Genomic DNA, 24,054 nt, shown 5'->3' with positions numbered 1-24,054 from the left:
CCGTGGGTTTCCGACCTCGGCGGTTTTTTCTTTGTTATCCTGTTTGGGTGAAGGAACCAGTGATGGGGAGATGCTTTCTGAAACACGCTGTGAATACATCCGTGTACGCTCTGCTCCGCCATCCCTGGCTCCGCAAGGTTTCAGAAAGCATCTCCCCATCACTGATTCCCAGACTATGGGAGTGAAACGCTCTGGAGTTAGGGCTTATGGTTGTCGAAGACAATAAGATTCAGCTGCTGGAAGAGTTAGAGTTAGCCAGATCACGCACGGAGCAACTGATCTGCACGCTGCCGGAGCAGCAACTCGATGTTCCCTACCATCCAGGTGTAAACCCTCCGCTCTGGGAAATGGGGCATTCTGCGTTCTTCTACGAGGTCTTCGTGTTCAACCTGCTGGATGGCTCGCCCAGTTATGATCCAGCTATGGATGACCTATGGGATTCCTTCCATGTTGACCACAAAGATCGCTGGCGCCGGGATTTGTTTCCCGGCCGTGAGGAAACGCTCACGTACTTCAATGCCATTTACGATCGGGTTGCAGAGCGCATCAAGAGCCGTGAGTTGACCGAGCGGGAGCTGTATCTCTACCGCTACGCGATTTACCACCAGAATATGCACATCGAGTCGCTGATCTGGTGCCGGCAGACGGTGGGGTATCCGGCGCCTGTGGATTTCAAGGGTGACCGGCCATCCCCGGGCGAGGCGATCGCCGGGGATGCGGAAATCCCTGCCGGGCGCTGGGTAATTGGTATGCCTGGCGAGTCGGAGCAGTTCGCCACCGAAGACTTTGCCTTTGATGCCGAGAAACCCCGCTTCGAGATTGAACTACCGGCGTTTGCCATCAGTCGTACGCTGGTGAGCAATCGGGAGTTTCAGGCGTTTGTGGACGATTGCGGCTACCAGCGGCCGGAGTTGTGGTCGTTCGGTGGCCGGAAATGGCTGGAGTCTGAGCAGGATGTCAGCCTGGTATACGGTGTAAAGGAACCCCTGATGCATGTACCCCGGCACCCGTTGTACTGGCGCTGGCATGACGGCCAGTGGCAAGAGCGGGTGTTCGACCAGTGGCTGGCCCTGGAGCCGGATGCGCCGGTTACCCATGTGACCTATTGGGAAGCGGAGGCGTACTGCAAGTGGGCGGGGCGTCGGTTGCCGACGGAGTATGAATGGGAAGTGGCAGCGCTGGGCAACAAGCCCGGGGAACCGTTCCGCCGTTATCCCTGGGGCAATGACGCCCCGGACAGTTCAAGGGCGGATTTGGACAGCCGCACCATGGCCCGGAATCCGGTGTGGGATTATCCCGCCGGGGACAGCCGGTCGGGTTGCCGGCAGATGATTGGCTCGGTGTGGGAATGGACCACCAACGACTTCCTGCCCTATGACGGTTTCAAGGTGGACATGTACCCGTTTATGTCCACCTTGCAGTTTGCCACCCATAAGGTCACCAAGGGTGGCAGCTGTGCCACGTCATCCAACCTGATTCGAGGCACTTACCGGCAGGCTTACCTGCCGTTTCGCGGTGATGTGTATACCGGGTTCCGTACCTGCGCTATTTGACGCTTTCTGCCAGAAAGTCCCGGAATAGCTGAGCAGATTCCGCAGGTGTTTCAACCATGGGCGCATGGCCAATATCGTCCAGAAGCACTTTTCGGGCATTGGGGATGGCTTCCACAAACACATCGGCGTTGCGGTAGTCGATTACCCGGTCCAGCTTACCCCAGACCACCAGTACCGGAGCTTCGATCCGGGTAATGGCGTCGCGGAAGTCTGGCTCAAATCCGGTGTCGCGAATGGCGGCAAAGATAACCTCGTTCACTTCCCGGTTGGCGATGGCTTTTTCTTCCATCACATCAAAAATAGGCCAGGGTACAAACGGGCGCTTTTCCAGGGCGAAGTCCAGCAGACGATCGAAATCGCCTTCTTTTTTCGGGATCAGCGGGTTGTCACCATCCAGCACCCGATCTACCAGTTCGCTTTCATACTCAAAGATACCGGCGGGATCGAACAGCACTGCGGTCTGGATCTGCTCCGGATGGGTGGCGGCGTAGAGCGCGGTGATCGCGCCGCCCATGGAGTTACCCATCATATGGAACTGCTTAACGCCCAGTTCGGCCAGGACCTGATTCAGGTAGTTCACCTGGTCTTCAAACCGGTAGCCGATGTCCAGGGGTTTGCTGCTGTCGCCATGGCCGGGCAGGTCGATGGCGTAGACATTGAACTCGCCCTTGAACTCCTTCGCCAGCCGCGTCCAGTTATCCTTATTAGCGCCGAACCCGTGTATCAGCACCAAGGTGTCACCTTCTACAGCCTCTTTGCTGCGCAGATAGGCAATGTCCAACTCGCCAATCGACACTTCCGCTGTCTCAAGGCCGGCGCTGGAACGCTCCCAGCCAATGGCGCTGTCGTAGATGCTCTGTTTCGAGCAGGCGCTGATCAGCAGTGTGGTTGCAAGTAATAGGGCGAGGTTAAGAGCAGAGCGCGGCACGGAGAACTCCTTGTCATTGTGTTCGTTGTGAACGCTTACACTAACCCAGAAAAAAGCCCGGTCAATGGCCGGGCTGAAGTTTTCCTGAGTCAGGCTGGTCCGTCAGCCTTTTGTGTGGAGACGTCGATCAGAAATCAACGGTAACGCCCACAGATGCGGTGCGCGGCAGGTTTGGCCGGGCGCCATCGGGTGAGCGAGCGATGATTTTCTGGGTATCGAACACGTTATCGAGTTTGGCAAAGACGCGGGCGCCTTCGGCAACGCGGTAGCTGCCGGAAAGATCAACTACGGTGAGCGATTCGGTCTTCCTGAAGGTGTTGTCGGTGCCACTGCGGTCGCAGGTGTTGTCGATACACATCTCGTCGACGTATGACACGTTCAGGTAGGCGTCCCACTGGTCCCCGGCGCGCAGCCCGGTGCGCAGGTTCAGGACGTTCTCTGGCAGGTAAACAAGGTTGTCGCCCTTCAGAACGTTACCGGAATCGCTGTCTTTGGTGACCTCGGCATCGGTGTAGGTCCAGGTGGCTTCAACCGGAACAGACAGGCCGTTGGTCAGAGCGAACTCGTAGCCTGCCAGGGCTTCAATACCCTGAATGCGGGCTTCACCCTGACTGACCGAACCGGTGTCCTGGCCGCCAGCGCAAGGGGTAGCGACGGAGCAGTTCTGGACCGTGTTTTCATAGTCACTGTAGAAGCCGATCAGCTCGTAGCGGCCAGCGCCGCGCTGAATCCGGGCGCCGAGCTCGTAGTTGGTGCTGAGTTCGGGCTCAACATCGGTGCTGCCGGCTCCAGCCGGAGCCATACCCCGATGAACACCGGCCAGAAGTGTGACGCCGCCATCCAGTTTGTAGGTTGCGCCCAGGCCTGGCAGAAGTTCACCAGTGCTGTTTGAGGCACGGTCCTGTACATCGGTGCGGGCCTCTTGCTGATAGCGTACACGGCTGGTTTCGATATCCTCGTACCTGAGCAGGCCGGTAACGGTCAGTCGATCGTTTACGGTAACGCGGTCTGCAATGTAGGTGCTCCAGGCCTCGGCTTTTTCAATGGCGTTGTTGCTGCCACTGATGCCATTTCCGGACGTGGTTGAGACATACTGCAGAACCGGACGGCCGTTCACGATGACCTGGTCGAAGGTATCTTCCGGCTGCAGGCGATCCACCTCGTCTTCGTGGTAGCGCAGGCCAAAGGTCAGGTCGTGACGCATTCCGCTCAGGTTAAGGCCCCAGTCCGCCACAAAGTCGATACCCTGGGATTCATATTCACGGGCGTTGTTCTTGATCTTGATGCCGGCGAGATCCGCCTCACCGCGGAGCCGTTGCTGGGCCAGGGCGTCACCGCCATTGGCTGCATTGATCAGGGAGTTCAGCCCCGCCGCTTTGTACCAGTTGCGTTTGAATTCGTTGCGGTAGGCCGTGGTGGTCAGGGTTACATCGTTGTTGAAATCCACCAGGTGCCGGGCCATGAAACCGGTGCGCTGGGTGTCCATGTTGTCCCGTTCAGAGGCGAAGTAGCGCTGGTCCGGGTTGGCATTGAAGTCCGCGTCGGTCAGGCCGAGGTAGGTTTCCAGGCTCAGCTCTTCGCTGTAATCCACTTTCAGGTCGAGCTGATGGTAGATGTCGGCGTCCGGGCGTGTGTTCAGGCGGAGCTTGGCGACATAATCCTGCTTGTCGAAGCCGGCTTCGCGGTCTGACTGGCGGATGTCCTTGAAGCCGTCACTTTCATGCTGGTGAGTTTCGATCAGCCATCCGGCCTGTTCGCTGTTGGCGCCATACCAGGCATGGATACGTTTGCCGTTATCTTCGGCAATTTCCGCCGTTACCCGGCCGCCGGTCGTGGTCGGAATCGGCGTGGAACGCAGGTTAATGGCGCCACCAACGGTGGCCGGGCCGTAACGGAGCAGGTCCGGGCCTTTCAGCACTTCAACGCCGTTGATGCGGCCGAAGGACGGGAAGTAGTAGGCGGCTGGCCCAGAGTAGGGCGCAGGTGCCATCAGCACGCCGTCTTCCATCATGGTAACCTTGCCGGACCGCCCGGAACCGGAGCCGCGAATGCCGATGTTAGGACGCAGGCCGTAGCCTTCCTCTTCAAGCAGATAAACGCCAGGCACTTCCTTTACCACTCGGTGCACGTCGGTGTACTTCATGGTTTCCAGGTCTTCGTTTGTTACCACATGGGCTGAGCCCGGCAGGCTGGCGGCTGAGGTCTCGTCCCCGATGATTACCAGCTCCTTCAGTGTGTGCTCCTGGGCCACGGCAGGAAGGGAGGCGGCCATGATGGCGGCTACGATAAAACGGCGGTTAAAACGTTGTTGCATAATCGCATCCTGTGCAGGTGTTATTGAATAAGTGTTGCAATTATACAAATGATAAGCGTTAACAACAAGTAATTATTATGATGTAGATTTGGGGTTCCTATTGGCTTTCGACCATAAAAAAACCCGGCGCGGGGCCGGGTTGTGATTCGCTAGCAGGCAGCTCTACTGTTCCCGGGCAATGGCCCGGTAGGCAATGTCGTTCCGGTAGAACATGCCGTTCCAGCTGATGGTCTTCGCCAGCTGGTAAGCACGCTGCTGGGCTTCGGTCACCGTGTTGCCCAAAGCGGTGGCGCACAGCACCCGGCCACCGGCAGTCACCACATCGTCACCACTCAGCTTGGTACCGGCGTGGAAGACTTTCTCGCCTTCGGTTTCACCTTCCGGCAGGCCAGAGATCACGTCTCCCTTGCTGTAGTCGGCAGGATAACCGCCGGCCGCCAGCACAATGCCTACAGAGGCGCGGTCGTCCCACTCGGAATCGCACTGGTCCAGTTTGCCATCCACGGCGGCCTGGCACAGTTCCACCAGGTCCGACTTCATGCGCAGCATGATCGGCTGGGTTTCCGGGTCACCGAACCGGCAGTTGAACTCGATCACCTTGGGAGCGCCATTGGTGTCGATCATCAGACCGGCGTACAGGAAACCCTTGTAAGGGTGACCTTCAGCGGCCATGCCGTTGACGGTGGGGTAGATCACCTTGTCCATGATGCGCTGGTGTACATCAGCTGTAACCACCGGGGCCGGAGAGTAGGCACCCATGCCGCCGGTGTTGGGGCCGGTGTCGCCGTCGCCCACCCGCTTGTGATCCTGGGAGGTGGCCATGGCCAGCACGTTCTTGCCGTCGACCATCACGATGAAAGAGGCTTCTTCGCCGTCCAGGAATTCTTCCACCACTACGCGGCTGCCGGCATCGCCAAAGGCGTTGCCTGCGAGCATGTCGCGGATGGCATCTTCGGCTTCGGCCAGGGTCATGGCGACAATCACGCCTTTACCGGCGGCCAGGCCGTCGGCTTTGACCACAATCGGTGCGCCTTTTTCCCGCACGTAGGCGAGGGCCTCATCGACGTCAGTGAAGTTGGCGTAGTCGGCGGTCGGGATCTTCTGGCGGGCCAGGAAGTCCTTGGTGAAGGCCTTGGAGCCTTCCAACTGGGCCGCGCCGGCGCTCGGCCCGAAAATGCGCAGGCCCCGTGCTTCAAACTTGTCCACCACGCCGGCCACCAGCGGGGCTTCCGGGCCGACGATGGTCAGGCCCACATTGTTCTGCTCGGCGAAGTTGGCCAAGCCGTCCAGGTCCATCACGTCCAGGTCGACGTTGTCCAGGTTCGGTTCCCGGGCGGTGCCGGCGTTACCGGGCGCTACGAAGACTTTGTCTGCCAGGGGGGATTGCGCGGCTTTCCAGGCCAGGGCGTGTTCGCGCCCGCCACTGCCAATAACCAGAATGTTCATGTGTTGCTCCTGAATTCTTTGATCAGTGACGGAAATGGCGCATGCCGGTGAAGACCATCGCGATGCCGTGTTCGTTGGCAGCGTCAATCACTTCCTGGTCGCGCATGGAGCCGCCGGGCTGGATCACGGCGGTAATACCGGCTTCGGCGGCGGCATCAATGCCATCGCGGAACGGGAAGAAGGCATCCGAGGCCATCACCGAACCCTTCACTTTCAGGTTTTCGTCGGCGGCCTTGATGCCGGCGATCTTGGCGCTGTACACGCGGCTCATCTGGCCCGCGCCCACGCCGATGGTACGGCCGGCCTTGGCGTAGACGATGGCGTTGGATTTCACGTACTTGGCCACTTCCCAGGCGAACAGCAGGTCGTTCAGCTCTTCTTCGCTGGGCTGGCGCTCGGTGACCACTTTCACGTCTTCCATGGCGACCATGCCCAGGTCACGGTCCTGCACCAGCAGGCCGCCGGTTACGCGCTTGTAGTCCATGGTCTGGGCGCGCTCGCCGTCGAACTCACCACAGGCCAGCAGGCGTACGTTCTTTTTGGCAGCGACAATCTCAACCGCTTCCGGCGCCACGCTCGGGGCGATGATGACTTCCACGAATTGGCGGTCCACAATGGCCTTGGCAGTGGCCGCGTCCAGTTCCCGGTTAAAGGCGATGATGCCGCCGAACGCCGAGGTGGGGTCGGTAGCAAAGGCCAGGTCATAGGCCTGCAGAATATCGGTACCGATGGCCACGCCACAGGGGTTGGCGTGCTTGACGATCACGCAGGCCGGATCGGCGAAGGGCTTCACGCATTCCAGGGCGGCGTCGGTGTCGGCCACGTTGTTGTAGCTCAGTTCCTTGCCCTGCAGCTGCTTGGCCGTGGCGATGCAGGCTTCCTTCGGGTTGCGTTCGGCATAGAAAGCGGCACGCTGGTGCGGGTTTTCACCGTAGCGCATATCCTGGACCTTCACGAACTGGGCGTTGAAGGTGCGGGGGAAGTCGGCGTTGTCGTTGTCCGGGGTGCGGCCACCCAGGTAGTTGGCGATGGCACCGTCGTAACCGGCGGTGTGTTCGAAGGCCTTTACCGCCAGGTCGAAGCGTGTGTTGTAGCTGAGCAGGCCATCGTTGCTGTCGAGCTCTTTCAGCACCCGGCTGTAGTCGGAAGCGTTGACTACGATGGCGACATCGTTGTGGTTCTTGGCCGCAGCACGGACCATGGTGGGGCCGCCGATGTCGATGTTCTCAATGGCGGTGGCCAGATCGCAATCCGGATTGGCCACGGTGTCTTCAAACGGGTACAGGTTCACCACCACCATGTCGATGGGGTTAATGCCGTGCTCGCCCATGATGGCATCATCGGTACCGCGACGGCCCAAAATGCCACCGTGGATCTTCGGGTGCAGGGTTTTTACCCGGCCGTCCATCATTTCCGGGAAACCGGTGTAGTCGGACACTTCAGTGACCGGTACGTTGTTTTCCTTGAGCAGGCGGAATGTGCCGCCAGTGGAGAGCAGCTCAACGCCGCGTTCAGTCAGGGCACGGCCAAAATCGACGATGCCGGTTTTATCACTCACGCTGATCAGGGCGCGACGGACGGGGGTGTTAGCCTGGTTTGCCATGGGTCACTTTCTTCGCTGTTCAGATAAGCCGGGGATAGCCTGGATATAAAGAACAAGGGCCTCGCGAACGCATCCGGGAGGCCCTTCAGGGACAAGTCTGATTATAGCAGACCGTACTGCTTGAGTTTCTTGCGCAGGGTGCCGCGATTGAGACCGAGCATGGTCGAAGCCTTGGTCTGGTTGTTGCGGGTGTATTTCATCACCTGCTCCAGCAGCGGGGCTTCCACTTCCGACAACACCAGCTGGTAGACGTCGGAAACCGGCGCGCCATCCAGCTGCGCGAAGTAGTTCTTCAGGGCCACTTCCACGCTGTCACGCAGGGTGACGGTGTTGCCGCTGTTGTTTACCGTATGCAACTGATGCAGATCATCGTTTGCCGGTGTGCTCAGGGTGTCGTTTGCCAAAGTCTCAGCGGTCATGCTGCGAATACCTCTCCATTTCGTAAGCCTGAAAAATACTGTTCGATGCTGTCTTTCTGCTCCAGCGCATCGTCGATGGCGTTGAAGCGTTTGCGGAACTGTTTGCTCTGGTCGTGGGACTGCAGGTACCAGCCCACGTGTTTTCTGGCGATTCGCACGCCCATTTTCTCGCCATAAAAGCCGTGCAGCTCTGCCAGGTGCTCTGACAGGATCTGCTCCACCTCATTCAGGGGTGGTTCTGGCAGGTGTTCACCGGTTTCCAGGTAGTGCAGGATCTCCCGGAAGATCCAGGGCCGCCCCTGTGCACCACGGCCGATCAGCAAACCATCTGCGCCGGTGTGCGTCAGCACTTGCCGGGCTTTCTCTGGCGTGGTGATGTCGCCGTTGGCAAAGACTGGAATGCCGACGCTGGCCTTCACCTCTGCGATGGTGTCGTATTCCGCGTCGCCGTTGTATTTATCTGCACGGGTGCGACCGTGAACCGCGATGGCCTGGATGCCTGCGTCTTCGGCCATTCTTGCAATCACCGGCGCGTTCCGGTTGTCCTGATCCCAACCGGTGCGCATTTTCAACGTGACCGGAATGTCCACGGCGCTGGCCACTGCTTCCAGAATGGCCCTGACCAGCTTTTCGTCTTTCATCAGGGCGGAGCCTGCCGCCTTGTTGCAGACCTTCTTGGCAGGGCAGCCCATGTTGATATCAATAATCTGGGCCCCGAAGGCGGCATTCTGCCGCGCCGCATCGGCCAGCATGTCCGGATCGCCACCGGCAATCTGAACAGACCGGGGTTCCGGTTCGCCCTGATGGTTCAGGCGAGTCTGGGATTTCCGCGTATGCCAGAGTTTGCTGTCTGCTATGACCATTTCTGATACTGCCAGGCCCGCTCCCATCCGCCGGCAAAGCTGCCGGAAGGGTCGATCGGTTACACCGGCCATGGGTGCAACTATCAATGGGTTGGGCAGGGTATACGGCCCGATTTTTGCCGTCGGCAGCATGATCTGAGTCCGTGTCACAGCGATTTAAGCAAGATTCGGCCAGAAGCGGCTGGTTAAATTATGACCGCTTCAGTCTCCGAAGGGCGGTAATGATACCGCCGGAGGGGGGCTGATTGAAGGGGAAAAGTGCTGAAAAAATTGATTATTTTTCGTGCTTTTTGGTTGACTTTTGCGCTGTCAACTGTCGCCCCGGCCCCTCATCAGGGTGTCCAGGGCCGAAAGCTCAGGTTGTAATTGACCGCGTCGCGGCCCGGATCGCGGATACTGATCGCAATCCGTACCGGGGTCTCAGAGGGCATGGCGCCGAGAGATTCCGCTTCACCGGCAAGATATTCCGCCGGGGTAAAGGTGCTTTGCGCAACCACATCGCCGTTAAGGTTGGAAAAGGTCAGGGCGATGGCCGGGAACGGCTGTTCGAAGGTGGCCCGGTTAATGATGACGGCGTCGACAATCAGCTGGGTGCGGTTGTCCGGGTCGGTCCGGACTACCAGTTTCCTGCTTTGGATGGCTTCTACGTTGATCAGCGGTTTCAGCTGGCAGCCCGCCAGTTCACAGCCTTTCTCGTAGAATGGCCGGAGCTGGGGAATGGCAGACAGCCGATCAAACTGGAACCAGGTTACCTGGGCAACCAGCGCGCCCAGTAAGGCTACAACGACGAGCGTCCACAGGGCGGTTCTCAGGCGACTGCGGCCCTGGCCAATCGATACCGGGTCGCGGCGCAGGTCCCGATACAGGGTGTCGGGCGCCTGATCAGCCTTGCGTGCCGGTTCTTTCGGGGCCGCAGGCCGGTCGTCATCGGTTGCCGCCAGCGTAAGCTCTTCGGGAGCGGTTGCAGGACTGGCTGACTTGCTTTTGCCTGGCGCTGGCGGCTCGGGTGTTTCTTGGCTGTCGGCGGCGTCAGGTGCCCCGGATGATGGCGAATCCTGGGGTGTCAGCTGCAGATCCGGCTCAGGTTTGTTTTCCGGTTCTGGTGTTTGTGGTTCAGGTTCGGCCGGTGCTTCCGGCGCCCATGCCGGTTGATCGTCCGCCAGCATGGCTTCCGCCCAGCTTTCGTCAACGTCCTGCTTTTCCGGGGTCAGGTCGTCATCGTGGTAGCCGGACTCTTCCGGTTCATCAAATGAGCGGAAACTGTCGCTCAGTTCGTCATCGGAAAACGTCAGCTTGCTGCCGGCATAGCGACCTTCTGTGGCATCTTCTTCCGGGTTGTCGGCAAAGATAAAGTCTTCTTCATCGTGCCCTGCGTGGGTGTCTGCGGGCGGAGGAGGGGTTTCCCCTGCTGCTTTGCCACCTGTGGCGGCTGGTGCAGCGCTGCCGGTGGATTTGACGACCTGGTGCTCAATGGCGTTGAAAACTTTCAGGCAGCTGCCACAACGGACTTTTCCCCCGGCGATACTGAGTTGTTCGTCAGTCACCCGGAAACGGGTTTCGCAATTAGGGCACTGAGTCTGCAGGCTGCTTTGGGTCATGCTTCGTTCCTGAAAGCTTGATCGCGGATAGATCGATTCTCGATCATTGATCTATCACTACATCGGTCACTACAAAGGAGGCAGTTTAGTCGTAAAGCCCGGGCTCGTCATCCGTCCTTGCGCCGTCCTGTGAGGCGTATCCAGTCTTCTTTCTGTTCCGGCTCGTCCATGGTGAACCAGGGCTCGTAGGCGTCCATCACCTCCCGGGCCTGATTGAACAGGATGCCGGACAATACCAGATCCCCGCCGGGCCTGGTCAGTTCCGCCAGTCTCGGAGCCAGGCCGATGAGCGGTTGGGCCAGGATGTTGGCCAGCATGATGTCGGCTCGGGTGTCCGGATCCTTGCCGGGCAGGTAGAGATCCAGGCGGTTGTCTTCCACGCCGTTCCGACGGGCATTGTCCCGGCTGGCTTCCAGCGCCTGCGGATCAGTATCCACGCCAATCACATGGTCCGCGCCGAGTAGCAGTGCGGCCAGGCCCAGGATGCCGGAACCGCAGCCGTAGTCCGTAACTTGTTTGCCCGCGACATCCTGGCCGTCGAGCCATTCCAGGCACAGGGCAGTGGTCGGGTGGGTGCCGGTGCCGAAGGCCAGGCCCGGGTCCAGCAGCAGGTTGGCCGCGTCCGGGTCTGGCGCCTCGTGCCAGCTGGGGACAATCCACAGGCGCTTACCAAACTGCAGGGGATGGAAATCGTCCATCCAGGCCCGTTCCCAGTCTTTGTCTTCTACCAGGGTAACGTCGATTTCGGGCAGGGACTGCTGGGTTTTCTGATGCCAGGCGTCGCGGATATCCGCCAGGAGTTGCTCGGTGTTGCGGTCAGACTGGAACAGGCCGGTAACCGTGGTCTGGCTCCAAAGGGGTGTGGTGCCCGGGTCGGGCTCGTACAGGGGCTGGTCGGCTGCGTCTTCCATGGAAACGGCGTCTGCGCCCATTTCCATTAACAGGTCTTCCAGCTGATCCGCGGTGTCCGGATCAGCTGGAATCTGGAGTTGTATCCAGGGCATGGTTAATCCCGCATCAGTTTCTCAAGGTAGTGGATGGTGAAGTCTACCTGTTTAAAGCCACCATCGCGTACCAGTTTTCGATGCAGGGGTTGGTTGGTCTTGATGCCCTCGACCAGCATTTCGTCCAGCGCGTTCTTCATGCGCCGGCGGGCAATCTCCCGGTCGTCGCCCCAGGTGATCAGTTTGGCCACCAGGGAATCGTAGTACGGCGGTACCGTGTAGCCGCTGTACAGATGGGAGTCGACACGAATGCCATTGCCACCGGGAGCATGGAAATGTTTGACCTTGCCGGGGCTGGGCACGAAGGTTTGCGGGTCTTCGGCGTTGATCCGGCATTCGATGGCGTGGCCAGAGATGTGGATTTCGTCCTGGCTGTATTGCAGCGGCAGTCCGCTGGCAATGCGCAGCTGCTCACGGACGATATCAACACCGGTCACCATCTCGGAGACCGGGTGCTCAACCTGTACCCGGGTGTTCATCTCGATGAAATAGAACTCGCCGTCCTGGTACAGGAACTCAAAGGTGCCGGCACCCACGTAGCCGATTTCCTTACAGGCGTCGACGCAGGCCTTGAGCGTGCGTTCCCGGGATACCGGGTCAACATTCGGGGCCGGGGCTTCCTCGATGACTTTCTGGTTCCGGCGCTGCATGGAGCAGTCCCGGTCGCCCAAATGGATCACGTTGCCGTGCATGTCCGCCAGTACCTGAATCTCCACATGGCGTGGTGTTTCGAGGAATTTTTCCAGGTAGACGGTCGGATCGCCAAAAGCGTTCTTGGCTTCGCTCTGGGTGATTTGTACTGCCTTCAGCAATGCAGCCTCGGAATGCACCACCTGCATGCCACGACCACCACCACCGGAAGCGGCCTTGATCATTACCGGGTAGCCGATCTGGCGAGCCACCTGGAGGGTGCGCTCGTCGTCGTCCGTCAGCGGACCGTCAGAGCCGGGCACGGTGGGTACGCCGGCCTTCTTCATGGCTTCAATGGCGGATACCTTGTTGCCCATCAGGCGGATGGTTTCCGCTCTTGGTCCGATAAAGCGAAAGCCGCTTTTCTCGACCTGCTCAGCAAAGTCGGCGTTTTCAGCCAGGAAGCCGTAACCCGGGTGAATGCCTACGGAGTCCGTTACTTCTGCAGCGCTGATGATGGTCGGGATGTTCAGGTAGCTTTCCGTCGCGCTGTTGGGACCGATGCAGACGGTTTCGTCGGCGAGACGAACGTGCATAAGGTCGCGATCGACCTGTGAGTGCACGGCTACCGTCTTGATGCCCAGCTCTTTGCAGGCGCGGAGGATTCGCAGGGCGATTTCACCGCGGTTTGCGATCAGAACTTTTTCTAACATGGCCATGGTTAACAATCACCGAATTCAGGAAATGACGACCAGGGGCTGGTCAAACTCCACCGGCTGGCCATTCTCGACCAGGATTTCGGTGATGGTGCCGGCCTTGTCAGCCTCGATCTGGTTCATCATCTTCATGGCTTCCACAATGCAGATGACATCACCAACGTTTACCTTCTGGCCAACTTCGACAAACGCTGCAGCGCTCGGGGACGGTGAGCGGTAGAAGGTGCCCACCATCGGAGATTTCACTGCATGGCCATTGATGGCAGCTGGCGCAGAGGTTTGTTCAGCCGGCGCTGCCTCGGGTGCTGGGGTCGGTGCCGGAGCCTGGGGCGCGGGTGCTGAGTAGTGGCTCACGTAATGGCCACCGGAGGCCTGTTCCCGACGGCGCGATATACGAACTGAATCGTCACCCTCGTGAATCTCCAGCTCCTCGACGTCTGACTCCTCGAGCAGTTCAATCAGTTTCTTGATTTTACGAATATCCATAACTGTTCCAGTCCCGTTGTCTCTGGTCTATCGGTGAATTCGTTGCAGTGCAGCCTGCAGGGCAAGGTCGTAGCCCTGGCTGCCCAGCCCGCAGATAACCCCTTCGGCGATATCTGAAAAATAGGAGTGATGGCGGAAAGGTTCCCGCGCATGCACATTTGATAAATGCACTTCTATAAACGGTATGCCGGAGGCCAGCATGGCGTCCCGCAGGGCGACACTGGTATGGGTAAAGGCGGCAGGATTGATAATGATAAAATCCACGCCCTCACCCCGGGCCTCATGTACCCGTTCAATCAATTCGTACTCTGCATTGGATTGCAAATGCAGCAGGTGGTGACCTTGCTTGGCCGCTTTCTGGTGCAAGCGGTCGTCAATATCGGCCAGTGTTTCATAGCCATAGACCTCGGGCTCCCGGGTGCCGAGCATGTTGAGGTTGGGGCCATGGAGCACAAGTATGGTCGACATGGTTCTGTCTGCCTTGGTGTTTTACAGGATCGCCGAAGATAACGGCACGTTACCTCAATGGTGCGTACTTGTTAGCCTCAGATCAACACTTTTTGACAATCTTGCCTGTCGTACATTGGTCTTAAAAAGGTTACACAGCAATCGCCGTGTACGCGATGACATTTCGTTGATGACAATCATTGTCGATGAAGGTGGGCCGTGTCGGTATTCGACATTGGTTTCATGCAGCGCCGACAAACCGGCGGGCACGAGGTGATGTCTGAGCGATACGTTCAGGTTCAGTACTTTTTGTGCCCAGTAGGCTTGGGTCTTAAGTCCCGGCCGATTGATGCGATAGTTGGCTGTCTGGCCCGGGAGTATGCTGCCAGACTGGGTGTTTCAAGGCATAGGGATTTCCAGGGAGGTATCGTGCGAGACACCGAGATCTGCCGTCAGTTACTTGAATTGAAAGAACCGTGGGTTGTGGACCGCATCAAAGTGGATGCGCAGCGTCGGGAGCTTCATGCCTACCTCAGAACCGGAAAGTCCTGGTTTGGTCGGCCGGCATTTGTACAGCCAAAATCGTGCTGGCGGCATGCCAACGTGGGCCCTTTGAAAACCTACATTCATGCCAGTTTGCCGGAGCAGGGCACAGAGTCGCCAGAGGCGGTACCGTTTCTTGGCCCTGCGGGTGATGACTATACGCATGGTCTGGCCCAGAAGGTGATTGAGTGTCTGAATGCCGGGCTGGGGTATCGACAAGTGTGCAGGTTGCTCGACATTGACGTTTACCTTGCCTGGCAAATACGCCATGCCATAAGCGAAGGCGTGCATGGTACCGATCATGGCTTTGAAGGTGCTTTGGCTGAAAGTGCTTCGCCGGGTGCTGCCCGGCAGGTTATTCCGCCGACCGGTGATCCCGTATGGTTCAATTTATTGGCCTCTGACACACCGATGGATATTCGCCTTCTGAGTCTCAAGCTACTGCTGGCCCGGAGTCGGCAGGAGTTTTCGGGCCTGACCAGTCACGATGCGAAGATTCTCAGGGTGAACACGCTCAGACGATTTTTTATCAAGCACGAAAAACAGCTTGGTCATGAAATCGCCCAGTTGGCGACATTTCGAGAGAGCGCTGAGGGGATAGACTCGTGAGCAAAACCACGCAGGCGGGGATGATGACCCCAACGGAGGCAGCCGAGCTGATCAAGGCGGGAAGGGCTTTGGCCATTGCTGGTGATGAGGCGTTATTGGCCACTCTGCCTCGGGGTACCTGGGTAGGAGGGAGCACGCCATACTTCATGACTGGCGATGGTGGCCAGTGTTGCCGCGACAGGCTGTTTGTGCAAGATCTCGGTGACGGGGACGCCAGCGTGCACCACTACGACGAAATCACGCTGCGCAATGTTCTGGAAGATGCCCCTGAGAATGGCTATTCGATCATAATTTTGCCTGCCGGTAGTAAGGTGTTGGAAGCCTATGCGCACCATGCGCCGGAGTTTCCCGACATGTACCTGAAACCGATTGTAGGCTGGGTCTCTGGTGTGCATCTCGATGAGCTGGCTCAGGGTAAAGCGGTTGTTTTTGATGGTCGGAGCGGGGAGTGTTTCAGTGACCGGGCGGTGGTGCTCCATGTGCCTCTGGATGACAGCCTCTCCGCGGTTGTTCATATCGTCAATCTGTTTGAAGCAGGCACCGGCCCTGAGCTGACGTTCGAGGCAACGAGTCGTGCGGTAGGTCGGTGCCGTGTGGATGGCCAGCCTCACAACTTCGCCGATCTTGTGTTACGCGAAAGCGGTCAGCAGCAGCTGCCGTTGGTGGCGGACTACTGTGGCGCAATGGTCAACGTAAGCATTCAGTCCGTCGACGAGCAGGCCGGCGTGGTAAACCTTTATGCACCGGTCTTCGAGGGGGAGAGTTATCGTTTCGCGCGGCCGGTGGAAGACTACCCGACCGCGTTCCTCGCCGCCATGCCTGACCATGCCGGTAATCTGGTGTTTGGCTGTAACTGTATCCTCAACTACCTATACTCGGAGCTGGAAGGTCGGACTACCGCCGAGCTGACGGGGCCGATTACCTTCGGTGAAGTGGCCTATCAGCTGCTGAATCAGACAGCGGTATTTCTGACTGTGGAGCCCGCTGCCTGATGTCCGGGATTTAGTCCTCTGCAGTGGTAACGCAGTTGCGCCCATGCTCCTTGGACGTGTAAAGCGCCCGGTCTGCGCGCTCGCACAGGGACTGGGCGCTGTCACCCTGCCAGGCGGAGATGCCGCAACTGAAGGTGACGTTAAATTCCCGGTCGCCGGCCGGCTGTACCAGCTCGGAGAAGCGCTCGCGGATTTCATTCAACACGTTGCGGGCGTCACCGGGCCGTGTGTTGGGCAGAATGATCGCAAATTCCTCACCACCATAACGACCGATGTGATCGGATTTTCGCAGTCGCTGTTTGAGGAACATCGACAGGCTTCGCAGCACCCGGTCGCCAATGGGATGGCCAAAGGTGTCGTTTACCTTTTTGAAGTAATCGATGTCGAGCATGGCGAAACACAGGGGTTGGTCTTTCTGCCGGGCCCGCACGATTTCCTGCTCCAGCAGATGCAGGGTATGGGTGTGGTTATACAGTCCGGTGAGGCTGTCGCGAATCATCAGTGCCAGTAATGACCGGGCCCGGCGGCCACGGTTGTGCAGGGTGGCAATCAGGTGCTTGGGATCGATGGGCTTGGTCAGGAAGTCGTCGCCCCCCAGGCTCATGGCGTGCAGCTGCTTGCTGACGTCTTCTTCCGCGGACAGGTAAATGATGGGAACACTGTGGAAGCGATCCTGCTGACGGATCACCCGGGCGATCTCCATACCAGTGCAGCCGGGCATGTACATGTCCAGAATGATGATTTCCGGCGAAAACTCTTCCAGGGCGTGAATAATCTGCATCGGATCGGTGATGATGTGGGCGGTCATGCCCGCCTTCTTCAGCACCGTTTCCATGTATTTGGCCTGGGCCCGGGAGTCATCCAGAACCAGCACCTTGTAGGGCTCGACCGTATTGCCGTGGGTGTAGGTTTCGATCTTTTCGATCAGCTGCCCGGGGTCCACCGCCGGGTAGAAAAACTCCTCGCCGCCACACCGGGATGCTCGCAGGCGGGTTTCAATGCTGCCGTCTTCATCGCTCATGAAGATGATCGGTATGGGCGTGTCGTGCTGCTCCTGTAGCTGCTCCACAGTGGCAATACCACTGTTGGTGTCGCCGCCAAAGTTGACATCCATGAGGATGGTTTCCGGCTTGCTCAGGGCGCAGGCTTCAATCAGGTCAGAGGCACTGCTGAACGCGGAGGCCCGGAACCCGAAAAATTCCAGCTGGCGGATCAGGCGGGCGGCCATTTCACCGTTGGACAGCGCAATGTAAACCGGTGTGCGTCGGTATTGCTGGGGCGTGTCGGAGGTTTCCTGGTCGGTACGGCGTTGGGTGCAATGGCGCAGAGTCTCGGTGGCATCTTCCAGTTGTCGTGCCTGGTCATCCTCAAGGGGGGAGCTCTGGTGCCAGTGCTCAAGCAGTCCCAGGATGTGCTCCGCAGCGGCGGCATGGCTCTCCATTTCGAACCGTTTGGCATAGCGGACCAGCTTGTCCGTTGCCGAGACCAGCTCATCGCGGTAAACCGCGGCTTGATCCCTGTCTTCGCGAATCTTCTGCCAGGTATCCAGAACCACCCTGGCCTGGGTGGTCACACGGCGGGCGAAATGCTGCCTGAGTTTTTCTTTCTGGCTTTCGTCGTTCATTGTGCTCCGGCCTGTCTGTTTTCATTTTTTGATGGTCCGATCCGGCAGGACTAACTTTTTAACCTTAGTCCTTTTGCAGAGTCTATAGTGTTTAATGTTGTCGGCGTAGGTTGCGCTATGTAAATGTTTGTCAACTCTGCGGTACAGGTCACAGACACTCATCAAACCAATTATCGGACCGGAGCCCCAGCAGCTATGGCGGGGATGCTTGGAAAGAGAGATCAGCAGCACGGCGTGATTACGCTTCAGGGGCTATTACTGGTGTTTACCGGTGGCTTGCTGGTGCTCATTCTCACGGCGGCGTTCATCACCAGTTTCGGCTATTTTCGGGGCTACGTAGCCGATCAGCTCGGTGATCATGCCCGGGACGGCGCCACGGCCACGGGCTTATCCTTGTCGAATGCCATTGATGGCTCAGATCCGGTGGCCGCTGCGTCGCTGATTGATGCCGTGTTCGACAGCGGCCGGTACTTGTCCGTGGAATACCTTGATCACAGTGACAGCCTGATTGCGGGCAGAAGAAAGCCGCTTCAGGGTACTGCCGCTCCTGGCTGGTTTATCCGTTTGACCTCCCTGCCGCGGCCAATGGCTGAGGCCGAAGTCGTGCGTGGCTGGAGCCGTCTGGGCAAGGTTCGTGTGGTCAGTCATCCGGGCCGGGCTTACGACGACCTCTGGCGCATTACCGTGGGCCTGTTGGTGGGCGTGCTGGCCATCGGCGGTGCCGGTTTGGTCGTCCTGCACCTGTTGCTGGGGCGAATACTCAGCCCGCTGAAAGCGTTGGAAGCTCAGGCCAGGGCTTTGGGGCAGCGGGATTTTCGGAAACGGGTCGACATCAAGTCAACCCGGGAACTGAACCAGGTTACCGAAGCCATGAATCAGATGGCGGATGACCTCGGCCAGTTGTTTGAGGGGCAAGGCAAGCTGATCCAGCATTTGCGCAAGGTGAACAACGAAGATCCCGTGACCGGCCTGGCCAGTCGGAGTGCCTTTGATCAGCGACTGCGGGCTGAACTTGAATCCGAGGAAAAGGCTGCCCCGGGCGTGTTGATTATGATCCAGCTCGGCTTTTTCGTTGACTACAACAGGGCCTATGGCCGCAGCGAGGGCGACCTGCTCCTGAAGCAGATTGCAGGCTGTCTGCAGCGCTTTGTTAAACGGCACACTGAATCTTTCGCCGGGCGCAGGACCGGGGCCGAATTCGCGGTTTTCCTGCCCGGCGCATCCGCGGCAGATGTCCGGGTATGGGCGGAAGAACTGGTGGCGGAACTTGACGGGCTTTATGCGGATCATGCCGCACCGATGGATACCATCGTGCATGCGGGGCTTGCTGTGACGGCCGAAGGGCTGGGTAGCCGGGACCTGCTGGCAGCTGCCGATGAGGCCTTGGTGGCGGCCCAGCAGCGGGATGAATCCTGCTGCTGGCTGTCCGAAACCGGCCTGGAGAACCACCACAACATGGAAACCTGGCGGGTGATCATCAGCCAGGCGATACGTGACCGCAGTTTGTCGCTGTGGTTACAGCCCATGGTGCAGGGCGGTGAACAGTCGGTGGTTCACTATCAGGTGTTTTCCCGTATCAACAGTCCTGAAGGGGTTCTCAAGGCAGGTTTGTTTGTACCTGTGGCCGAGCGCCTTGGGCTAATCAAGGACATTGACCGGCTGCTGATCGAGCGGGTTCTGGAGCGCCTGGCGAGCCATCCAGGGGAGCGCCTGGCGGTATCCCTGGGGAGTGCGTCTGTTGCTGACCCGGAGTTCCGGAGTGATTTGCTGGCGAGTCTTGGGCAGGCAGGGCCTCTGGTTAGTCGTCTTTGGGTTGGTGTGGCCGAGCAGACCATTCACCATCACCGCAAGGATGTCAGCACACTGGTTCGAGAGCTCGTCCGGCTCGGGGTGCCGGTTCTGGTGGATCGTTTCGGGGTGGGGGGCGTGCCGTTCAGCTACCTGAAGAATCTGCCGTTCCGGGCCATGCGTATCGATAACAGCTTCATCCATAACCTGGACAGCCATGATGAAAATCGTTTCTGGCTGGAGTCCGTGCTGGCCATTGCGCGCAGCCGGGGCGTGAAGGTTTTTGCGACAGGAGTGGAAACGGCAGCAGAATACTCGGTACTCTGTAAACTGGGTATTGATGGAGCCATGGGATACCATCTTGGCAGGCCATTTGCCGCTGATTGACAACTGACGGGAGACTTGCAGCCTTATGCCGGGCAAAATCACACAGTACTTCAGGGACAAGAAAGACGATATGCAGGATTACACCGGAGGCAACGGTGTCATTGGCAAGTTTGTTCTGGCGATCCTGTTGGTATATCTGCTTGTAACCACCATTCTTGGTATGTACTGGAGCAGTGAGCCAGATACCTTTTCTGTGCGAGAGCACACCCGTGCCCTCGCCAGTGACATGGGCCGGGAGCCGGTGACCGGTTTTGCCACCACGGCCACGATGATCAAGATTGCCGAAACCTTGCTGGACAAACCCGGTGGCTACATTTCCAACGATATCTTCCCACCCGGGTTGTGGATGGACAACATGCCCAACTGGGAGTTTGGTGTGCTGGTGCAGTTGCGGGATCTGTCCAGAGCTATGCGTAAGGACATCAGCCGCTCCCAGAGCCAGTCTGCTGAAGACGCGGACCTGATCATCGCCGAGCCGCAGTTTCATTTTGACAGCGGTAGCTGGGCCATTCCCTCCACGGAGCGGGAGTACCGCCGGGGCATCAATGCGCTGAAACGGTACCTGGACCGGCTGTCTCACCCGGAGCAGCCTAACGCCCAGTTCTTTGCCCGTGCTGACAACCTCAATAACTGGCTGGCCGACCTTGAAACCCGGTTGGGCAGCCTGTCACGAACGCTCAGCGAGAGTGTTGGGAAAGCCTCGGTTTCGGAAGCCCTGGCTAACCTGAACCCGGATGATCCGCTGGCGGAAGACACCGGTGGTGATGACGTGAAAACGCCCTGGACCAAGATTGATGACGTTTTCTATGAGGCCCGGGGCAGCGCCTGGGCATTGCTGCACATCTTCAAGGCCATTGAGGTGGATTTCCGCAAGGTGTTGCAGGACAAGAATGCCATGGCCAGCGTGAAGCAGATCATTATTGAGCTTGAGGGCACGCAACAGCCCATGTGGAGCCCGGTGATTCTGAACGGCAGCGGCTTCGGGGTGCTGGCGAATCACTCACTCACCATGGCGGCCTATCTGTCGCGGGCGAACGCGGCCATCAGTGATATGCGGGATCTGCTGTCCAGGGGCTAAGAGTCCGGATCTCGCGCACAAAAAAGCCGGGCAGTCGTGATGACTGCCCGGCTTTTTTTACCCGAAGTGCGATCAGCCTTTGTAGGCGTTAACCGCATCTTCAATGGCTTTTTTGGCTTCGGCGGCGTTGCCCCAGCCCTGTACCTTCACCCACTTGCCGGGTTCCAGTGTCTTGTAGTTCTCGAAGAAGTGACGGATCTGGTTGCGCAGCAGCTCCGGCAGGTCGTCGATCTCTTTGACATCGTGGTAGGTGGTGGTCAGCTTGTCGTGGGGTACCGCAACCAGCTTGGCATCACCACCGGCCTCGTCTTCCATGTTCAGCACGCCTACCGGGCGACAGCGAATAACGCAGCCGGCCTGAATGGGGTAAGGGGTAACAACCAGCACATCGATGGGATCGCCGTCATCAGCCAGGGTGTGGGGGATGAAACCGTAGTTGGCCGGGTAGAACATGGGGGTGGCCATGAACCGGTCAACCAGCAGGGCGCCCATGTCTTTGTCCAGCTCGTACTTGACCGGGGAGCTGTTAGCCGGGATCTCGATGGCTACGTAGATGTCTTCTGGCGGGTTCTTGCCAGCGGGGATGTTGTCGAATTGCATGTGCGATCCTTCCTGCTACGTTGAGGTGCGTTTAACTGCGTTCAAAAAGTGGGCGCAATTATACGGAAGTCTCTTGCCATTCGAAACTAAACCTTGGTCGTTGACTGTGGTGCATACAACCATCAGGCAGCACTTTCCGAAAAACGCCCGTGAATACATCCCTGTAGGGCTCGGTCGCGCCATCCATGGCGCTCCACGTTTTCGGCAAGTGCTGCCTGATGGTCGTCCGAACCTTTGCGGGCGCTTCCGGCCCTCAAGCGTTTTGGGAAGGCCCACCTCACCGACGCCCAAAGTCTCTGCGAATGTGGTTGGTAGCTCGCACTAAGTTCAGCAAGGGGCGTACCAGGGAGCTTTCCAAAACTGTGCGGAGCCATGGATGGCGGAGCCCAAGCGCCACATGGACGTGCCGAAGGAGCGTGTTTTGGAAAGCTTCCTGGTACGCCCCTAACTCCGACGATTAAAGCCTGATCTGTTTGGCAATCAGCTCCTTCATGATTTCCGTGGTGCCGCCGCCAATAGACAGAAGCTTGGCATCCCGATACAGCCGCTCTACCACGGATTCCCGCATATAGCCCATGCCACCGAACAGCTGTACCGCTTCGCGGGTAACCTTTTCGCACACATCCACCGAGAAATTCTTGGCCATGGCCACCTGTTTGATCGGGTTCTTGCCGGTCTGCATCAGCGCGGCGCAGCGGTAGGTGTATTCCCGAGCGATGTCGATCTGCGTCGCCATGTCCACCAGCTTGTGGCGGGTGACCTGGAAGCCGGCGATGTTGCGGCCGAAGGCCTGGCGTTGTTTGGTGTAATCCAGGGCCGCCTCGTAGGCCAGTTGGGCGGTCATGTAGGCCATGACGGACAGGCTCAGGCGTTCGGCCAGGAAATTGCTCATAATGGCGATAAAGCCGGCGTTTTCGGCGCCGATCAGGCGGTCTGCCGGTACCCGGCAGTCTTCGAAGAAAAGCTCGGCGGTGTCGCTGGCCCACCAGCCCATTTTCTTGAGTTTCTTGCCGGTGGAGAAGCCCGGTGTGTCGCGGTCGATCAGCAGCAGGCTGATGCCAGCGTGGCCTTCGCCCCCGGTGCGCACAGCCACCGTGTAGTGATCGGCGCGGATACCGCTGGTGATGAACGTTTTGCTGCCGTTGACGATGTAGTGATCACCATCTTTTACCGCACGGGTCTTCAGGTTCGCCACGTCGGAGCCGCCACCGGGTTCGGTAACGGCGAGCGCAGCAATTTTCTCGCCGCGTAGTACCGGCGGTGCGATTTGTTCCCGAATTTCCTGCTTCGCCCACTTGGCCACCGGCGGCAGGCCAATATCCAGGGAGCCGATGCTGGCCACAAAGCCACCGGAGGTGGAACGCATCAGTTCCTCGGAAACCGCCACTTTCATAAAAATGTCGCCTTCAGCGATGCCGCCCAGAGCCTCAGGGAAGCCAATGCCCAGAAGCCCTGCGTCGCCTGCGAGCTGGTAGATTTCCCGGGGGAATTCGCCGGCTTCTTCCCAGTCGTCTATGTAAGGGCGTACGTGGGTTTCGATGAATTTGCGCGCGGTCTGGCGCACCTGTTCGTGAGTTTCGTTGAAGTAGTCAGACACGGATTCGCTCCCGGTGTACTTGTTATTCGATGGGACGAGTGTCGCGCAATCTCCGTCACCAAGCAAGCGCTTGGTTTGCATTTCTCTGGGTACAAAAAAACTGGCCCGATTGGCCAGCTTTCGCAGGTAGTCCGTGGCCTGTCAGGCGCCGTTACGGGAGATACGCTTCACGCCCTCGCTGGTGCCCAGCAACAACAGGTCCGCCGGGCGGCGGGCGAACAGGCCGTTGGTGACCACGCCCACGATGTTGTTCAGTTTTTCTTCTATCTGGATCGGGCGGGAGATATCCAGGTTGTGGACGTCGATGATGATGTTGCCGTTGTCTGTGGTAACACCGTCACGGTACACGGGATCACCGCCCAGCTTGACGATTTCCCGGCCAACATGGCTGCGTGCCATGGGGATGACTTCCACCGGCAGCGGGAAGTCGCCAAGGATGTCCACCATTTTCGAGCCATCAGCGATGCAAATGAAGGTTTTGGCTACCGCCGCTACGATTTTTTCCCGGGTCAGCGCGGCGCCGCCGCCTTTGATCAGCTCCAGGTTGGCGTTGGTTTCGTCGGCACCGTCGACATAAAACTCCATCTCACTGACGCTGTTCAGGTCATAGACTTCAATACCGTGCTTTTTAAGGCGTTCTGCGGTGGCTTCGGAGCTTGCCACGGCGCCGTCGAATTCATCTTTGTACTGGGCCAGGAAGTCGATAAAAAAGTTGGCGGTGCTGCCAGTGCCCACGCCGACAATGCTGCTGCGTTCCAGTTTCGGGGCAATGTAGTCCACGGCTGCTTTGGCAACGGCTTGTTTGAGTTCGTCCTGCGTCATGGTGGGC

20 protein-coding genes are annotated in these 24,054 nt (G+C 58.6%); 5 read left to right on the top strand and 15 right to left on the bottom strand.

Annotated features, from left to right (window positions below; genetic code table 11):
* The first annotated feature begins 206 nt into the window (after positions 1–206).
* Positions 207–1,553: a selenoneine synthase SenA gene (senA, locus tag RVM24_RS14000; RefSeq protein ID WP_431474248.1), complete on the top strand. Its 1,347-nt coding sequence runs from the start codon at positions 207–209 to the stop codon at positions 1,551–1,553.
* On the opposite strand, the gene RVM24_RS13995 is transcribed toward senA, so the two are convergent.
* From RVM24_RS13995 to aroQ, 11 genes are all read right to left on the bottom strand, one after another.
* Positions 1,546–2,481: an alpha/beta fold hydrolase gene (locus RVM24_RS13995; protein ID WP_431474247.1), complete on the bottom strand. Its 936-nt coding sequence runs from the start codon at positions 2,479–2,481 to the stop codon at positions 1,546–1,548. The two genes, senA and RVM24_RS13995, sit on opposite strands and share 8 nt — an antisense overlap.
* A 127-nt stretch (positions 2,482–2,608) precedes the next feature.
* A complete protein-coding gene (locus RVM24_RS13990; protein WP_431474246.1) occupies positions 2,609–4,795 on the bottom strand; it encodes a TonB-dependent receptor family protein in 2,187 nt (728 codons plus the stop codon).
* A 162-nt stretch (positions 4,796–4,957) separates the two neighbouring features.
* Complete coding sequence (purD, locus tag RVM24_RS13985) at positions 4,958–6,241, bottom strand: phosphoribosylamine--glycine ligase (RefSeq protein ID WP_431474245.1); 1,284 nt, start codon at positions 6,239–6,241, stop codon at positions 4,958–4,960.
* Between the two features lie 22 nt (positions 6,242–6,263).
* Positions 6,264–7,844 carry a bifunctional phosphoribosylaminoimidazolecarboxamide formyltransferase/IMP cyclohydrolase gene (gene purH, locus RVM24_RS13980; RefSeq protein ID WP_431474244.1) on the bottom strand — a complete coding sequence of 527 codons (1,581 nt, stop codon included), beginning with the start codon at positions 7,842–7,844 and terminating at the stop codon, positions 6,264–6,266.
* A gap of 101 nt (positions 7,845–7,945) precedes the next feature.
* Positions 7,946–8,263, bottom strand: a complete 318-nt coding sequence (fis, locus tag RVM24_RS13975) for a DNA-binding transcriptional regulator Fis (RefSeq protein WP_058092452.1) — start codon at positions 8,261–8,263, stop codon at positions 7,946–7,948.
* Positions 8,260–9,258 carry a tRNA dihydrouridine synthase DusB gene (gene dusB / locus RVM24_RS13970; protein WP_138435836.1) on the bottom strand — a complete coding sequence of 333 codons (999 nt, stop codon included), beginning with the start codon at positions 9,256–9,258 and terminating at the stop codon, positions 8,260–8,262. Before dusB ends, fis begins: the two co-directional genes overlap by 4 nt.
* Positions 9,259–9,458: 200 nt before the next feature.
* Complete coding sequence (locus RVM24_RS13965; protein ID WP_431474243.1) at positions 9,459–10,724, bottom strand: DUF3426 domain-containing protein; 1,266 nt, start codon at positions 10,722–10,724, stop codon at positions 9,459–9,461.
* Between the two features lie 107 nt (positions 10,725–10,831).
* Entirely contained in the window at positions 10,832–11,728 is an 897-nt protein-coding gene (gene prmA / locus RVM24_RS13960; RefSeq protein ID WP_431474242.1) for a 50S ribosomal protein L11 methyltransferase, read from the bottom strand.
* Between the two features lie 2 nt (positions 11,729–11,730).
* Entirely contained in the window at positions 11,731–13,077 is a 1,347-nt protein-coding gene (accC, locus tag RVM24_RS13955) for an acetyl-CoA carboxylase biotin carboxylase subunit (protein WP_058092456.1), read from the bottom strand.
* An 18-nt stretch (positions 13,078–13,095) separates the two neighbouring features.
* A complete protein-coding gene (gene accB / locus RVM24_RS13950; RefSeq protein WP_106693879.1) occupies positions 13,096–13,560 on the bottom strand; it encodes an acetyl-CoA carboxylase biotin carboxyl carrier protein in 465 nt (154 codons plus the stop codon).
* Between the two features lie 27 nt (positions 13,561–13,587).
* On the bottom strand, positions 13,588–14,028 hold the full coding sequence (gene aroQ, locus RVM24_RS13945) for a type II 3-dehydroquinate dehydratase (protein ID WP_374813791.1): 441 nt from the start codon (positions 14,026–14,028) through the stop codon (positions 13,588–13,590).
* 198 nt (positions 14,029–14,226) lie between these two features.
* Here aroQ and RVM24_RS13940 point away from each other — a divergent pair, with 198 nt between their 5' ends.
* A complete protein-coding gene (locus RVM24_RS13940) occupies positions 14,227–15,159 on the top strand; it encodes a hypothetical protein (protein ID WP_374813793.1) in 933 nt (310 codons plus the stop codon).
* Positions 15,156–16,151 (top strand): DUF6976 family protein, encoded by a 996-nt coding sequence (locus RVM24_RS13935; RefSeq protein ID WP_431474241.1) that lies wholly within the window; start codon positions 15,156–15,158, stop codon positions 16,149–16,151. The genes RVM24_RS13940 and RVM24_RS13935 overlap by 4 nt, the downstream gene beginning before the upstream one ends.
* A gap of 10 nt (positions 16,152–16,161) precedes the next feature.
* On the opposite strand, the gene RVM24_RS13930 is transcribed toward RVM24_RS13935, so the two are convergent.
* Positions 16,162–17,775 carry a diguanylate cyclase gene (locus RVM24_RS13930; RefSeq protein WP_152439170.1) on the bottom strand — a complete coding sequence of 538 codons (1,614 nt, stop codon included), beginning with the start codon at positions 17,773–17,775 and terminating at the stop codon, positions 16,162–16,164.
* A 195-nt stretch (positions 17,776–17,970) separates the two neighbouring features.
* Here RVM24_RS13930 and RVM24_RS13925 point away from each other — a divergent pair, with 195 nt between their 5' ends.
* The gene (locus tag RVM24_RS13925) at positions 17,971–19,950 is read left to right on the top strand and encodes an EAL domain-containing protein (RefSeq protein ID WP_061330719.1); all 1,980 of its coding nucleotides are present in this window, start codon (positions 17,971–17,973) and stop codon (positions 19,948–19,950) included.
* 25 nt (positions 19,951–19,975) lie between these two features.
* A complete protein-coding gene (locus RVM24_RS13920; RefSeq protein WP_061330718.1) occupies positions 19,976–21,028 on the top strand; it encodes a DUF2333 family protein in 1,053 nt (350 codons plus the stop codon).
* Positions 21,029–21,100: 72 nt separating this feature from the next.
* On the opposite strand, the gene ppa is transcribed toward RVM24_RS13920, so the two are convergent.
* From ppa to rpiA, 3 genes are all read right to left on the bottom strand, one after another.
* Complete coding sequence (ppa, locus tag RVM24_RS13915; RefSeq protein WP_072676227.1) at positions 21,101–21,628, bottom strand: inorganic diphosphatase; 528 nt, start codon at positions 21,626–21,628, stop codon at positions 21,101–21,103.
* A gap of 457 nt (positions 21,629–22,085) precedes the next feature.
* Positions 22,086–23,225 (bottom strand): acyl-CoA dehydrogenase family protein, encoded by a 1,140-nt coding sequence (locus RVM24_RS13910; RefSeq protein WP_431474240.1) that lies wholly within the window; start codon positions 23,223–23,225, stop codon positions 22,086–22,088.
* Between the two features lie 141 nt (positions 23,226–23,366).
* Positions 23,367–24,047 (bottom strand): ribose-5-phosphate isomerase RpiA, encoded by a 681-nt coding sequence (gene rpiA, locus RVM24_RS13905; RefSeq protein ID WP_431474239.1) that lies wholly within the window; start codon positions 24,045–24,047, stop codon positions 23,367–23,369.
* Positions 24,048–24,054 lie beyond the last annotated feature (7 nt).

It is taken from the genome of Marinobacter sp. KM021 (assembly GCF_050707965.1).
Taxonomy (GTDB): Bacteria; Pseudomonadota; Gammaproteobacteria; order Pseudomonadales; family Oleiphilaceae; genus Marinobacter; species Marinobacter shengliensis.
The sequence above is the reverse complement of the archived record's forward strand: the minus strand, read 5'-3'. Positions and strand labels throughout refer to the sequence as shown.

Bases quoted from the DNA above. Each gene is read 5' to 3' on its own strand.
- senA (WP_431474248.1), top strand. From the start codon at position 207: ATGGTTGTCGAAGACAATAAGATTCAGCTGCTGGAAGAGTTAGAGTTA.
- RVM24_RS13990 (WP_431474246.1), bottom strand. From the start codon at position 4,795: ATGCAACAACGTTTTAACCGCCGTTTTATCGTAGCCGCCATCATGGCC.
- purD (WP_431474245.1), bottom strand. From the start codon at position 6,241: ATGAACATTCTGGTTATTGGCAGTGGCGGGCGCGAACACGCCCTGGCC.
- purH (WP_431474244.1), bottom strand. From the start codon at position 7,844: ATGGCAAACCAGGCTAACACCCCCGTCCGTCGCGCCCTGATCAGCGTG.
- fis (WP_058092452.1), bottom strand. From the start codon at position 8,263: ATGACCGCTGAGACTTTGGCAAACGACACCCTGAGCACACCGGCAAAC.
- dusB (WP_138435836.1), bottom strand. From the start codon at position 9,258: ATGCTGCCGACGGCAAAAATCGGGCCGTATACCCTGCCCAACCCATTG.
- RVM24_RS13965 (WP_431474243.1), bottom strand. From the start codon at position 10,724: ATGACCCAAAGCAGCCTGCAGACTCAGTGCCCTAATTGCGAAACCCGT.
- prmA (WP_431474242.1), bottom strand. From the start codon at position 11,728: ATGCCCTGGATACAACTCCAGATTCCAGCTGATCCGGACACCGCGGAT.
- accC (WP_058092456.1), bottom strand. From the start codon at position 13,077: ATGGCCATGTTAGAAAAAGTTCTGATCGCAAACCGCGGTGAAATCGCC.
- accB (WP_106693879.1), bottom strand. From the start codon at position 13,560: ATGGATATTCGTAAAATCAAGAAACTGATTGAACTGCTCGAGGAGTCA.
- aroQ (WP_374813791.1), bottom strand. From the start codon at position 14,028: ATGTCGACCATACTTGTGCTCCATGGCCCCAACCTCAACATGCTCGGC.
- RVM24_RS13930 (WP_152439170.1), bottom strand. From the start codon at position 17,775: ATGAACGACGAAAGCCAGAAAGAAAAACTCAGGCAGCATTTCGCCCGC.
- RVM24_RS13925 (WP_061330719.1), top strand. From the start codon at position 17,971: ATGGCGGGGATGCTTGGAAAGAGAGATCAGCAGCACGGCGTGATTACG.
- RVM24_RS13920 (WP_061330718.1), top strand. From the start codon at position 19,976: ATGCCGGGCAAAATCACACAGTACTTCAGGGACAAGAAAGACGATATG.
- ppa (WP_072676227.1), bottom strand. From the start codon at position 21,628: ATGCAATTCGACAACATCCCCGCTGGCAAGAACCCGCCAGAAGACATC.
- rpiA (WP_431474239.1), bottom strand. From the start codon at position 24,047: ATGACGCAGGACGAACTCAAACAAGCCGTTGCCAAAGCAGCCGTGGAC.